This window comes from Sphingobacterium thalpophilum (genome assembly GCF_038396785.1).
Classification (GTDB): domain Bacteria; phylum Bacteroidota; class Bacteroidia; order Sphingobacteriales; family Sphingobacteriaceae; genus Sphingobacterium; species Sphingobacterium thalpophilum_A.
The window spans coordinates 3,577,670-3,591,251 of sequence record NZ_CP151087.1 but is presented as its reverse complement, the minus strand read 5'-3'; the positions used below and the strand labels follow the sequence as shown (position 1 = coordinate 3,591,251).

The following is a 13,582-nucleotide window of genomic DNA, read 5'->3' as shown; positions in this document are numbered from 1 at the left end:
GGATGAGCGGTAAATTAATTATATTCTCGGCTCCATCGGGAGCGGGTAAAACAACCATAGTAAGAGATCTTTTAAGTAAACATGGCGATAAAATAGAGTTTTCCATTTCAGCGAGTACCCGTGACCCCAGGGGACAGGAAGTAGACGGAAAAGATTATTATTTTATGTCAAAGGAGGAGTTCCTACATAAGGTGGCTAAACAGGAGTTCATCGAGTTTGAAGAAGTATATTCAGGAACATTTTACGGTACTTTGCGTTCAGAAATTGAACGTATTTGGAAAGAAGGTAAACATGTTATATTTGATATCGATGTGGTTGGTGGACTACGTTTGAAATCTAAATTTCCAGAACAGGCAATTTCTATTTTCGTACAACCGCCTTCACTTGAGGTGCTCAAGGAACGTTTGACAGGACGAGGAACGGACTCGGAAGAAAAATTGAAAGAACGTTTTGCCAAAGCTGAATTGGAACTTACCTATGCCAATAAATTTGATGTCATATTGAATAACTTTGATTTAGCTACTGCATGTGCCGAAGCTGAAAAAATTGTTATGGGATTTATCAATAAATAAGTCCATGCGAAAAATTGGTTTATATTTTGGTTCTTTTAATCCGGTGCACATAGGGCACCTGATCATCGCTAATTATATGGCCAGTTTCACGGAATTGGATGAAGTTTGGTTTGTGGTCTCTCCTCAAAATCCATTTAAGAAGAAATCTACATTGGCAGATCCCTATGATCGTCTGGAGATGTTAAATCTGGCTTTGGAGGGTGCTGAACACCTGCGGGTAACAGATATTGAATTCCATTTACCAATACCGTCATATACGATAGATACACTCACCCATTTAAAAGCAAAATATCCCAATCGTGAATTTGTGCTCCTCATGGGAGAAGATAGTTTGGAATCTTTGGAAAAATGGAAAAATGCGGATATTATCTTACGTGACTACCAGATTTATGTCTATCCACGTCCTGGATATGATGGTGGAAAGCTTAAGGATCATCCTTCAATCACCATTACAGCTACACCATTGATGGAATTGTCTTCTACCTTTTTGCGAAAGGCAATCAAGGAAAATAAAAATATTCAATTTTTTGTACCGCAAAGGGTGATAGAGTTTATCGATAAGAAAGGTTTATACTCTTGATATAGACAAAAGTAAACGAAATATAGTATCCCTGGGTCTTTTTAAATCCGGGGATTTTTTTTAGAAGCAGGGGGCATTTATTGCAAAATGGAATTGTTGCATTTAGAAGTCATTGCAATTAGTAAAAGGCAGATCAGGGCGAAAGGGAATCTTATAAAATAAATAGGAATAATTTTTGTAGCAGTGATTTCTTTATTTTTAAAAAATATTAAATCATACGATATGAAAAGGGGACTTTTATTTTTTATTACTTTTATGTGTTGGGTGGGTGTTTTTGCACAAACAAATCCAGCTGATGACGAGGGTCTTTTTATGGATCCTGCTGCTATCGAAATGCGGAACAAAATGACCATCCCGCCCTATGGTTTGGACAAAGTAAAAGCGTTAATAGCCAAAATAATCCCCGAAGAGGATAAAGAAACGACCGATGCTGGAACAAATGCAATTTCGGCTACTGATTTCAAAAAGCTATCCCTGCGCGAAAAGTTTACCTATACCATGATTCACGCAGAATTATATGCACAGAATTGCGCTATACCTGAATACCAAACGCAGATCGACAAAAAAATCTTTGGTACCTTATTGGACGGTTTTAATGAGTCGTCCTGGTCGCAAAGACAGACCGATTTTTTGCAGGAGAATAGGGATTCAGTAATCAAACTTATCCAGGAATCTGTTATCCGAAGCAAGCGAATGGGGGTAAATTATAAGCATGCCCTAGTAGAGCTAAACGGTTGGCAAATGATTCCTTTTATTATTGATTATGCCAAGAAGACACCGAAAGACAAAGATGCCCTGACCTTATTGATGTTGCTGATGAAACGTGGTGAATATAGTGAATTTACAAAGTCTACGTCTTTTAAAAAGTTGTATGGGGAAAATAGCAATTATTACTCCTATCTAAATTACAATAAAGAAAATGAGGCGCTGATCTTTAGTCGGGCGCTGAAATATTACGATGAGAAAAAAAGCAAATAGGGCGATTAGATTTTTAGTATTCGAATCTGCAAATTTGTATTATAACAAACGGCAAGGAGAATGAGGAAGTTACTCTATTTGATAGGATTGTTTTTTTTACATCTTCAATGTGAAGCCCAAGCTGGAAACTATATCCAAATTCCAGCTGGAGACTATCATTTGGGTGATACAGGCAGCCTAGACAATCCCAAAAGAGTTGTAAAAGTTGAATCGTTTTGGATCGCTAAGTTTGAGCTGACAAATGCTGAATTTGAGAAATTCGTTCAAGCAACAGGCTATAAAACATTAGCAGAACGCTATCACAACGCCATGGTCTTTGAGCCTGGCTTGGCGGAGTTTCGCTGGTTGCAGGATAGTACGGCCTATTGGCGCTTTCCGAATGGTGTAATTCGTGGCGGAATTGCGGCCAAGATGGATCACCCAGTTACCTGTATCTCTTATAAAGATGTGCTGGCCTATTGTACATGGGCAAATTGTAGATTGCCATCTTTTGATGAGTGGGAGGTGGCAGCTAGAGCCGGAAGCGAAGGCTATTATTTTGAAGGTTTCAGTAAAGAGAATATGGGCGATTATGCAAATGTATGGCATGGTAGAGATCATTTGAAAGCTGATTATTCCGATGGTTATCTCTATACTTCTCCGGTCGGAAAATTCAAACCCAATCCATGGGGACTTTATGATATCTTTGGTAATGTATTTGAATTTTGCACCGGAAAGCTTGAAAGAGATGGTGATCGCTCTATTGCCCATGCCCGAGGAGGCTCCTGGTGGTGTAGTAAAAATAGCTGTGCTGCTTTTAATACCGTATATATAGGTTCAGTTAGTCCCAATGCATCTTTTAGTAATCTGGGATTTAGAATTGTAAAAAAAGCCTTTACTCCTGAGAATAAAGACTTTTAAAACAAACTCATCGTAAAGATTGACTTTTATCTTCCCATCCAGCCACCATCGACTGTTAGGATGGTTCCATGAACATAATCGGAAGCTTTTGAAGCGAGGAATACAGCTGGCCCCTTAAAATCTTCTGGAGTTCCCCAGCGTCCTGCAGGTATACGGTCCAAAATGGACTTTGAGCGTTCGGGATCGTCTCTCAGAGCCTCGGTATTATCCGTGGCGATATACCCCGGAGCAAACCCGTTTACGTTGACACCTTTGGAAGCCCACTCATTTGCAAAAGCCTTTACCATGGATCCTACGGCACCTTTTGAAGCGGCATATCCTGGAACATTGATGCCACCTTGGAAAGTTAATAAAGATGCTGTAAATACGATTTTTCCAGTTCCACGTGAAATCATGTCCTTTCCAATCTCGCGCGTCAATATAAACTGTGCATTTTGATTGATTTCGATGATTTCATCCCAGTATTCATCAGGATGCTCAGCGGCAGGTTTTCGAAGTATATTTCCGGCATTATTAAAAAGGATATCAATCGCAGGATGCGCTGATTTTACCTTTTCAATAAACGCGTAAAGCGCTGTCCGTTTGGCGAAATCACACTGGTAGGCATAGAAATTTCTGCCTAATGCTTTTACGGATTTTTCTACTGCGGAGCCTTCAATTTCCAATGACGCCGAAACGCCTATAATATCTGCCCCAGCTTCAGCCAATGCTTCGGCAATTGCCTTGCCAATTCCCCTTTTGCAGCCTGTCACCAAGGCTACTTTCCCACTTAAGTCAAAAGATTGCAGTATGGACATTATTTTGAATATTTTATTGTTAATGGTTGATCTAAATTGTTTTTGAATGTTTTTACATAAGACTGCCATTGCTCAAAATTCCCTATTTTGCCAGCTTTATTGAACGCAGCACCCGCAAAATAAACTAAGGGTTTATCATTTTTGACGGTGGTTGCCAGTAAAAATTGTTTTGGGCTATCTTTGAACACATACTTTACTTTTGGTAAAATAACGGCTGTTCCTGTAATTTTATCTCCTTCTGCAGGCTCCCAATAGGCTAAAATGCCATTCTTTACATCATTTAGAATTTGAGGTTTTTCCTCTTTTCTTTTAGCGATCCCCACAACAATTGGCGTAGCGGCAGCGGTTGTGTTTTTGATGGAATAGCTTATCTTGTTCAATTGACTCCCAGCGTCTAAAGAAACTGTTTTTTCGACTTGTAGCTGTTGACCCTTTACATTTTCCGGTTCATAAATAAGTTTGAATGTGGATCGTAGCGGACCATTGTCCAAGACCTCGTATTGACGATAATGCTTATGGTAAACGACCTGTTCGTCAATAAATGGCGTTGCATCGCCGACACCTAAGGTTTGTCCGACGGAATAATAATCTAATCCTTTGCCATGATCGGCATGATAGTCCCCAGTTTTATACCATTCGTCAACAATAAGATCATTGCTACGTTTTGCCCAGAAGTCAAAACCTTGTGCATCCTCAGAGCTGCCTTCTAAAGCTTTTCCATAGGCTCTAAACGCTGCAATATTGTTTTCCCATGCAAAGTCATCTTTGCGTTCAGGGACGTATCTTGCATAAGTCTTTGGGGTGACAGTTGCGGGTTTATTTCCATTAACCCCAAAGGTTGTTGAGCTTCTAGGAGCAACGGTTATTTGAATCAAAATATTTTGTGCCGTCGGTTTTCCTAGTTTTTCAAGCTGATAGGCCAGTTCCTTTTTATCCTTGTCCACAATAGTAAATACACTGTTTTTTAATGCGAAGTGTTTTTCAAATGTAGTATAAGGGATACTGATCAACTCTGTTCTTGCGCTAGCGGAAGAGTTGTTTACAGTAATGGTTTTGTTGTTCTGCGCAAAAGCAAGTGTTGAAAGCCCTAGCGCTAAACTCAATACGAGTGTTTTTTTCATATTACTTCAATTCTGTGATGGCACATTTGTCCATATCATCATAATCTAAATTTTCACCTGCCATTCCCCATATAAATGTATAATTGGACGTTCCAGCTCCTGAGTGAATTGACCATGGCGGTGAAATTACAGCCTGATCGTTGTGTATCCAAATATGGCGGGTTTCATCGATAGGTCCCATAAAATGTGATACAGCCTGACCTTCAGGTAATTCAAAGTAGAAATAGACTTCCATACGACGATCGTGGGTGTGGGATGGCATTGTATTCCATACAGATCCGGGTTTTAACTCAGTCATGCCCATCTGTAATTGGCAGGTTTGTACCACTTTGTTCAATAACATCTGGTTGATCGTACGGTGGTTGGCAGTTTCCAATGAACCCAATTCTAGTTTATTCGCATCTTCTTTCGTTACCTTTTTAGTTGGATAGCTGCAATGTGCAGGTGTAGAGTTTAAATAGAATTTTGCTGGTTTTGCAGCATCCTGGCTTGAAAAATAAACTTCCTGAGCACCTTGACCGATATAAAGGGCTTCTTTGGTATTGAGATCATAAATAATGCCGTCAACTTCGACTTGACCGTTCCCACCGACATTGATAATACCCAACTCTCTTCTAGAAAGGAAGTAAGGTTCTTTTAATAATGCGGGAATGGTGTCTAATTTGATTTTTGAGCTTACAGGCATTGCTCCACCGGCCATATAGCGATCGTAGTGGGTATAGACAAAATTAATTTTGTCTGCTTCAAAAACTGTTTCAATTAGAAAATTCTCCCTTAATCCTTGTGTATCTAAAGTTTTGTATTCCTTTGGCCCTATTGCATAGCGGGATTCAAAATTAATGCTCATAACTGAATTATTATTTTTGTTTGAATGCTAAATTTAGGGCTAATATTTGTCAATTGCGATACAATCTTACGCAAACGATGTCGTAGTGATCGGTTGGTTTTCCGAAAGCGGTAGCAACTTTAAGATAATCGACATGGCTATTATCACTGCAATATACTTTGACCAAATTCTACCTAATAACAATTTTTAACCAATTTTTAAACAGTAATCAGTCAGTATTCCTTCAGTGCTCACTGAATGATCACTGAACAAGCACTGAACGAGCACTGAACAAGCACTGTCAAAACATCGAATTTGGTCACCATCTGATCCTCATTTGATGCGCCCAAATCTCATCGCTCTTTTCCGACTTCCATGTGTTCGTTTGAACCGCTGTTTTCCACAGTTGCTTTTACTGTTTGGCGTCCTAATGTGCGGCCTTTGCAGATAATAATTACCTGTTGTGTCAATATTATTTACATCTCGGTTTCAGATTTACTAACTTCGTGTATGGTAAAGAAGAAATTCCCATATTCTAAACGCATAAACACGGACCGAGAGGACTGGGGGTCCCTTATGACCATCTAAAAAGCAAATTATTTACATATGAAACCCAATATTTTAGTTGTTAACGATGACGGTATTACAGCGCCAGGTATTAAGGTGCTGTTGGAAGAGATGCAGAAAATCGGAAATGTAGTTGTCGTTGCTCCTGATTCGGCACAATCTGGAATGGGGCATGCCATTACACTTGGTAGGCCACTACGTTTGGATAAAATCAATTTATATGAAGGGGTTGAAATGTACCAGTGTTCAGGAACGCCAGTAGATTGTGTAAAACTTGCTGTAAATAAAGTTTTTAAAGGGCAAAAGCCCGATATATGTGTATCGGGGATCAATCATGGGCTCAACAATTCAATCAATGTTTTATATTCCGGTACGATGTCTGCTGCGGTAGAGGGGGCCATTGAAGGGATTCCTTCTGTGGGGTTTTCGCTTGATAATTTTTCTCACGATGCGGATTTTAGCTATTGCAGACCCTACGTGATTTCTATTGCCGAGCAGGTGCTGGCTAACGGTCTCCCTAAAAATACATTGCTGAATGTTAATTTTCCCCAAACAGCAGGTTTTAAAGGTATTAAAATTTGCCGACAGGCAGGAGGACATTGGGTAGAAGAATTTGATGAACGTATTGATCCACACAATCGTGATTATTATTGGACAACGGGTAAATTTGTCTTGCAGGACAGAGGAGAAGATACCGATAGTTTTGCATTGGTCAATGGTTATGTATCTGTCGTTCCGACACAGTTCGATATGACGGCACATCACGCCATTCCAGAATTGAATTCATGGAGCTTTGATCATTTGGGAAATACAAGGGGAGGCGATAAACGTGAAAAATAATAGCTGGATCGGATTGGGTATCGGTACTGTATCTCCAGTATTGGCTTATATTTTAGTACGTTTTACGGATCTTGAACTTCATTTTTTACCCGAGAAGCCTATGGCCATCTACACTATAGCTGTATTGGTTAATTTAGTGCTTTTACGTTTTGCGTATCGATCGGGGAAAGATCACCTGGGAAAAGGAATTATTGCAAGTACTTTTTTGGCTATGATACTATACCTGATCACGCATAGAATTACAGTTTGATTAAAATTCATAAACCCCATCTGACCGACGGGAAAAATTTTGTACAACATGAAATTAACATTAGGATTTTCTCCATGTCCAAACGATACATTTATTTTTGATGCATTGATTCATCATAAGATAGATACCAAAGGACTGGATTTTGAGGTGGAATATCAAGATGTGGAGACCTTGAACCTGAAAGCTTTTCAAGGCGATCTTGACATTACCAAGCTGAGCTATCATGCCTTTGCCTACGCTGTTGAAGATTATGAGTTGCTCGATGCAGGGAGTGCTTTAGGATTTGGTGTAGGGCCTATGCTGATTACGAAGGATCCGAAATTAGCAAAATTGCTGCAGCAAAAATTAGATCGGGCCGAAAGTTTAGATGGGTTTGATCAATTGAAAGTAGGGTATCCAGGGAAATATACCACGGCTAATTTTTTGTTAAGCCTGGCATTCCCCGAATTAAAAAATAAAGTAGAACTTGTTTTTTCGGATATTGAAGGAGCTTTACTGGATGGATCCATCGACTTAGGGTTGATTATTCATGAAAATAGGTTCACCTATGCCGAAAAAGGACTGCATAAGGTGGTGGATCTGGGTGAGTATTGGGAGAAGACGACAAAATTTCCGATTCCTCTTGGAGGAATTGTCGTAAAACGTAGTCTGCCACAAGAAGTGAAGGAGACGTTGAATACGATTTTGAAAGAAAGTGTAGAATTTGCATTTGCCAATCCGAAATCTGGGCTTGAATTCATTCGTGCACATGCACAGGAAATGAGTGAAGAGGTGATGTACAAGCATATTAAACTTTATGTCAATAAATATTCAGTAGCATTGGGGCTTGAAGGACGTGATGCAATTACGAAGATGTTTGAAAAGGCAAAGGAACTGGGATTCATTCCGCATTCAGACCGTAAGTTGTTTTTATCATAAATTGACTGTCGGTTTAAAGCTCATATTGCTCAGAAAAACTTCACGTCAAGATAGCGTAAAAGGGGATAAATAGGTAGAGGATTCTTGCAGGCTGTAAGGAACTGACGTTTTCAATAAAAATAACGTAAAAAAAATGGATGTAAGCTGTTAGATATCATATCTAATAACTAAATTTGCCCGATTAGTGTCAAATTGTCTGCAATTTTACTTTGGAGTCATTATTGTACAAAATCTTAAGTTGAGATAGAAAAAAAATTATGTTAAAGTTTTTAAGTAAATTATTTGGAAGTAAATCCGAGAGAGATATCAAGGGAATTCAGCCTGTGGTAGACCAAATCAAAGCTGAATATGAGAAGCTTTCAAATCTAACCAATGACGAGTTACGTGCCAAGACCGTTGATTTCAAAGAAAGAATTAAAAATTACCTAGCCGATATTGACCAAGAAATTGACACGCTTAAAAAAGAAGCGGATCAAGACGAGGACGATATGGCAAAGAAAACTTCTATTTACGAGCAAGTGGACAAATTGTCCAAAGACCGTGACAAGAAGTTGGAAGAGGTATTGAAGGATATTTTGCCGGAGGCATTTGCCGTGGTAAAAGAAACTTCAAGACGTTTGACAGAAAACGAAGAATTAGAAGTTACTGCCAACGATTTTGACAGAGAATTGGCTGTTTACAAATCAAACGTTATCATCAATGGTGATAAGGCGATTTGGAAAAACAAATGGATGGCTGCAGGTACTGAGGTCACTTGGAACATGGTACACTATGATGTCCAATTAATCGGTGGTATTGTATTGCACAGTGGTAAAATTGCCGAGATGGCAACCGGTGAGGGTAAAACGTTGGTAGGAACATTACCGACCTATCTAAATGCTCTTTCTGGTCAAGGCGTACACATTGTAACGGTGAATGATTACCTTGCTCGTCGTGACTCGGAGTGGAATGCTCCGTTATTTGAGTTCCATGGGCTATCTGTTGACTGTATCGATAAACATCAGCCAAATTCCCCGCAACGTCGTAAAGCTTATCAATCGGATATCGTATATGGTACGAATAACGAGTTTGGTTTCGATTATCTACGTGATAATATGGTTCAGACTCCGGACGCATTGGTGCAAGGAAAATTACACTTTGCCATGGTCGATGAGGTTGACTCTGTATTGATTGATGATGCCCGTACACCATTGATTATTTCAGGTCCGATTCCTCGTGGCGATCAACACGAATTCTACCAATTAAAACCACGTATCGAACGTTTGGTGCATGTACAGAAAGCGTACATCAATACCGTCTTGAATGATGCTAAAAAAGCGCTGGCGGCAGGTGATTCTGACGTTGAAGGCGGCGGTTTAGCATTATTAAGAGCTTATAGAGGTTTGCCTAAAAATAAAGCATTAATCAAGTTCTTAAGCGAAGGCGCTAATCGTTCGATCTTACAAAAAGTAGAAAACTACTATATGCAAGAGCAAAATAAAAATATGCCTAAAGTAGATGCAGAACTTTATTTTGTGATTGATGAAAAGAACAACCAAGTAGAATTGACAGAAAAAGGTATCGAGTTGATTACAGCAACAGGCGAAGATCCTTCATTCTTTATTTTACCGGATGTTGGTACTGAGATTGCCGAAATTGAAAAGTCTTCGTTGACTTTGGAAGAAAAGGCGGCTCAGAAAGAAGATATGTTGCGCGATTATTCGATTAAAGCAGAGCGTATCCACTCGATCAACCAGTTGTTAAAAGCATATACCTTGTTTGAAAATGATGTTGAATATATCGTTGATGAAGGTAAAGTGAAAATTGTCGATGAGCAAACAGGTCGTATCATGGATGGCCGTCGTTACTCCGATGGTTTGCACCAGGCGATCGAAGCAAAGGAGAATGTGAAAGTAGAAGATGCGACACAAACTTACGCAACGATTACATTGCAAAATTACTTCCGCATGTACCACAAACTTTCGGGTATGACGGGTACAGCGTCGACAGAGGCCGGTGAGCTTTGGGAAATTTATAAATTGGATGTCGTAGAAATTCCGACAAATCGTGGAATCCAACGTGATGATCGTCAAGATTTGATCTATCGTACGGCCCGTGAAAAATACAATGCTGTAGCTGAAGAAATCCAACGATTGACAGAGCAGGGACGGCCAGTATTGGTCGGTACCACATCGGTTGAAATTTCGGAGTTATTGAGCCGTATGCTTCAATTACGTAAGATCAAGCATAACGTATTAAATGCGAAGTTACACCAAAAAGAAGCTGATATCGTCGCTGAAGCTGGACGCCCAGGACAAGTAACCATTGCGACGAACATGGCTGGTCGTGGTACGGATATTAAATTGACCGAAGAAGTTAAAAAAGCTGGTGGTCTTGCCATTATCGGTACCGAAAGACACGAATCTCGTCGTGTTGACCGTCAGTTACGTGGTCGTGCCGGTCGTCAGGGAGATCCAGGTTCTTCGCAATTCTTCGTTTCTTTGGAAGATAACTTGATGCGCTTATTCGCTTCAGAGAGAATCTCTAACATCATGGTGAAAATGGGTGTTGAAGAGGGCGAGGTGATGCAACATAGTATGTTGACCAAATCCATCGAACGCGCACAGCGTAAAGTGGAGGAGAATAACTTCGGTATCCGTAAACGTCTATTGGAATACGATGATGTAATGAACTCCCAACGTACCGTAATTTATTCGAAACGTAAAAATGCTTTGTTTGGAGAACGTTTAGACGTGGATTTGAACAACATGATTTTTGATGTTGCAGAAGAAATTGTCGTTGAAGCAAAAGAGCAAGGTAATTACGAAGATTTCCAAATCGAAGTAATCCGTATTTTTGCGATCACACCAGAAATTACAGCAGAAGAATTTGCACAGGGTAAAATTGAAGGCTTGACTGATCGTCTATTTGAGCATGCAATTAACGCTTACCACCATAAAATTGAGGCCGTTGGTGCTTTGACAGTTCCTGTATTGAATAATGTGTATGCGGAAAGAGGTCAGATCGTCGAAAATGTCGTTATTCCATTTACGGATGGTATCCGTGGCATTCAAGTTTCGGCGAATTTGAAAAAAGCCATCGAAAGCAACGGTAAAGAAGTTTTCAAATCTTTTGAAAAAGGAATCGTATTGGCATTAATCGATGAGGCTTGGAAAGAGCACCTGCGTGAAATGGATGATTTGAAACAATCGGTTCAAAATGCTGTTTATGAACAAAAGGATCCGATTATCATTTATAAAATGGAGGCATTTGATTTGTTTAAATCGATGTTGGCTTCAATGAATAAGGATGTCGTTAGCTTTATTTTCAAAGGAGAGATCCCTGGTCAAGAACCGACTTCTATGCAAGCGAGACAAGTACAGCAGGCTCCAGTAAAAACGATTGAAACGAAAGCTGAATTGGCTTCGCCTACAGGTGTGAGTGAGGAGGATGTGAATGAAGGTCCAAAAGAACCTGTTCGTAACGAGAATACTGTTGGACGCAATGACGAATGTCCTTGTGGTTCAGGAAAAAAATATAAAAATTGCCACGGCGCAAATAACTAATCGATAAGAAAGGTTAAACTATGCTGAAGAGAGGATTGATTTTCATACATGCACTTGTGTTGTTTGCGCTAGTTCAGGTAAACGCACAAGAAAAAGGTGGAGTAATTGTAACCAAAGATTCATTGATTACACAGCTTCAAAATTTCAGGGCAGCTATGGGGATCAATCCTGTCGAAAGCAAAGCGACAGTAGTTCCTGCTAAACCCGTTGTCCGCTCAGCGGCGACGCGGGTCAAAGTAAGGGGATTCCGTGTACAGATCTTTGCTGGATCGAATCGGAATCAGGCATTTTCGGAGCAGACACGTTTCCGAAGTATGTATAAAGATATTGATACTTATATCACCTATGATGAACCCAATTATCGCGTCAAGGTAGGTGATTTTAGAAGTCGCTCTGAAGCAAATGCCTTCATGCGCGAGTTACGTCAATATTTTAGCAACGTCTTTGTTTTTTCAGAGAACGTTTTTGTATATCAATAAATCAATCAACCTTATGGCAAGTACGAAAGAAAAAGTCCTGGCCTTAGCTCATCAATATTTTGAAGATACGGTTTCCAACCGTAGACATCTTCATCAGAATCCTGAACTTTCCTTCGAAGAATACAATACCTCGGCATTTGTAAAAAAGCAATTGGATGAATTGGGAATTCCTTATGAGGCTAAAGCTGATACGGGGATTGTCGCTTTAATCAAAGGTGACCTACCCTCAGATGAAGTTATCGCGTTGCGCGCAGATATGGATGCTTTACCAATTCAAGAAGTGGAGGGGCGTTCATATGGTTCCAACACCCCAGGGGTGATGCATGCCTGTGGCCATGATGTACATACCTCCTCACTTTTGGGGACAGCTAAAATATTGAATAGCCTAAAAGCCGAATTTGGAGGAACGATCAAATTGATCTTCCAGCCTGGCGAAGAGCGCTTGCCAGGAGGAGCTTCCTTAATGATCAAAGAGGGCGCTTTGCAGAATCCTGCCCCCTCAGCCATAATAGGTCAGCATGTGATGCCCTTTATTGAGGTAGGCAAGGTTGGTTTCCGTGAGGGAAAATATATGGCTTCCTGCGATGAACTGTTTATGACAGTCAAAGGCAGGGGCGGGCATGGTGCGCACCCGCATCAAAATATTGATCCAATTGTTATTACAGCACAGATCATTATCGCTTTGCAGCAGATTGCTAGTCGTTTTGCAGATCCACGTACACCGACTGTGCTATCTTTTGGAAAGATTATGGCCAACGGAGCTACAAATATTATTCCTGACCAGGTTTATCTGGAAGGTACATTTCGCACATTTGATGAGGAGTGGCGTGCTGAAGCACATGCGCGCATGGTAAAGATTGCTGTGAGCATTGCTGAAAGTATGGGAGCGACTTGTGAATTTGAAGTCCGTAAGGGCTATCCTTTTCTAATCAATGAGCCCCAATTGACTAAAAGTGCACGGACATTTGCAGAAGAGTATCTCGGCAAGGAAAATGTGGTAGACTTAGATCTATGGCCTGCCGCGGAGGATTTTTCCTATTATTCACAAGAAATTAATGCTTGTTTCTATCGTTTGGGTACAGGTAATGCAGCACGTGGTATCTCTTCAGCTGTACATACGCCGACCTTTGACGTGGATGAGACTTCTTTGGAGATTAGTACGGGGTTGATGGCATACATTACCTTGCGTAGGCTCGGTTATTAAATTAT

Annotated in this window: 13 protein-coding genes; 10 read left to right on the top strand and 3 right to left on the bottom strand. The window is 40.2% G+C overall.

The window, feature by feature from the left end:
* Window positions 1–2 precede the first annotated feature (2 nt).
* The 4 genes from gmk (at window position 3) to AACH28_RS15940 (ending at window position 3,030) form a co-directional block, all read left to right on the top strand.
* Window positions 3–572 (top strand): guanylate kinase, encoded by a 570-nt coding sequence (gene gmk, locus AACH28_RS15955; protein ID WP_341830965.1) that lies wholly within the window; start codon window positions 3–5, stop codon window positions 570–572.
* 4 nt (window positions 573–576) lie between these two features.
* Window positions 577–1,152: a nicotinate (nicotinamide) nucleotide adenylyltransferase gene (nadD, locus tag AACH28_RS15950; RefSeq protein WP_341830964.1), complete on the top strand. Its 576-nt coding sequence runs from the start codon at window positions 577–579 to the stop codon at window positions 1,150–1,152.
* 222 nt (window positions 1,153–1,374) lie between these two features.
* Window positions 1,375–2,130 (top strand): hypothetical protein, encoded by a 756-nt coding sequence (locus AACH28_RS15945; protein WP_341830963.1) that lies wholly within the window; start codon window positions 1,375–1,377, stop codon window positions 2,128–2,130.
* Between the two features lie 60 nt (window positions 2,131–2,190).
* Complete coding sequence (locus tag AACH28_RS15940) at window positions 2,191–3,030, top strand: SUMF1/EgtB/PvdO family nonheme iron enzyme (RefSeq protein ID WP_341830962.1); 840 nt, start codon at window positions 2,191–2,193, stop codon at window positions 3,028–3,030.
* Between the two features lie 26 nt (window positions 3,031–3,056).
* Here AACH28_RS15940 and AACH28_RS15935 read toward each other — a convergent pair whose 3' ends face one another.
* The 3 genes from AACH28_RS15935 to kduI are packed head-to-tail and all read right to left on the bottom strand — an operon-like array spanning window position 3,057 to window position 5,795.
* Entirely contained in the window at window positions 3,057–3,821 is a 765-nt protein-coding gene (locus AACH28_RS15935; RefSeq protein ID WP_172462444.1) for an SDR family oxidoreductase, read from the bottom strand.
* Between the two features lie 5 nt (window positions 3,822–3,826).
* Complete coding sequence (locus AACH28_RS15930; protein WP_341830961.1) at window positions 3,827–4,948, bottom strand: DUF4861 family protein; 1,122 nt, start codon at window positions 4,946–4,948, stop codon at window positions 3,827–3,829.
* A 1-nt stretch (window position 4,949) separates the two neighbouring features.
* Window positions 4,950–5,795 (bottom strand): 5-dehydro-4-deoxy-D-glucuronate isomerase, encoded by an 846-nt coding sequence (kduI, locus tag AACH28_RS15925; protein ID WP_070562607.1) that lies wholly within the window; start codon window positions 5,793–5,795, stop codon window positions 4,950–4,952.
* A gap of 585 nt (window positions 5,796–6,380) precedes the next feature.
* Here kduI and surE point away from each other — a divergent pair.
* The 6 genes from surE to AACH28_RS15895 all read left to right on the top strand — a co-directional run bounded on the left by surE (window position 6,381) and on the right by AACH28_RS15895 (window position 13,577).
* Window positions 6,381–7,181, top strand: a complete 801-nt coding sequence (gene surE, locus AACH28_RS15920; RefSeq protein WP_286768122.1) for a 5'/3'-nucleotidase SurE — start codon at window positions 6,381–6,383, stop codon at window positions 7,179–7,181.
* A complete protein-coding gene (locus tag AACH28_RS15915; protein WP_046672577.1) occupies window positions 7,171–7,431 on the top strand; it encodes a hypothetical protein in 261 nt (86 codons plus the stop codon). Before surE ends, AACH28_RS15915 begins: the two co-directional genes overlap by 11 nt.
* Window positions 7,432–7,479: 48 nt before the next feature.
* Window positions 7,480–8,349 carry a 1,4-dihydroxy-6-naphthoate synthase gene (locus AACH28_RS15910; protein WP_341830960.1) on the top strand — a complete coding sequence of 290 codons (870 nt, stop codon included), beginning with the start codon at window positions 7,480–7,482 and terminating at the stop codon, window positions 8,347–8,349.
* 257 nt (window positions 8,350–8,606) lie between these two features.
* Window positions 8,607–11,894 carry a preprotein translocase subunit SecA gene (secA, locus tag AACH28_RS15905; RefSeq protein WP_112375175.1) on the top strand — a complete coding sequence of 1,096 codons (3,288 nt, stop codon included), beginning with the start codon at window positions 8,607–8,609 and terminating at the stop codon, window positions 11,892–11,894.
* A 20-nt stretch (window positions 11,895–11,914) separates the two neighbouring features.
* Complete coding sequence (locus AACH28_RS15900) at window positions 11,915–12,373, top strand: SPOR domain-containing protein (protein WP_088159759.1); 459 nt, start codon at window positions 11,915–11,917, stop codon at window positions 12,371–12,373.
* 13 nt (window positions 12,374–12,386) lie between these two features.
* Entirely contained in the window at window positions 12,387–13,577 is a 1,191-nt protein-coding gene (locus tag AACH28_RS15895; protein ID WP_341830959.1) for a M20 family metallopeptidase, read from the top strand.
* Window positions 13,578–13,582: the final 5 nt, after the last annotated feature.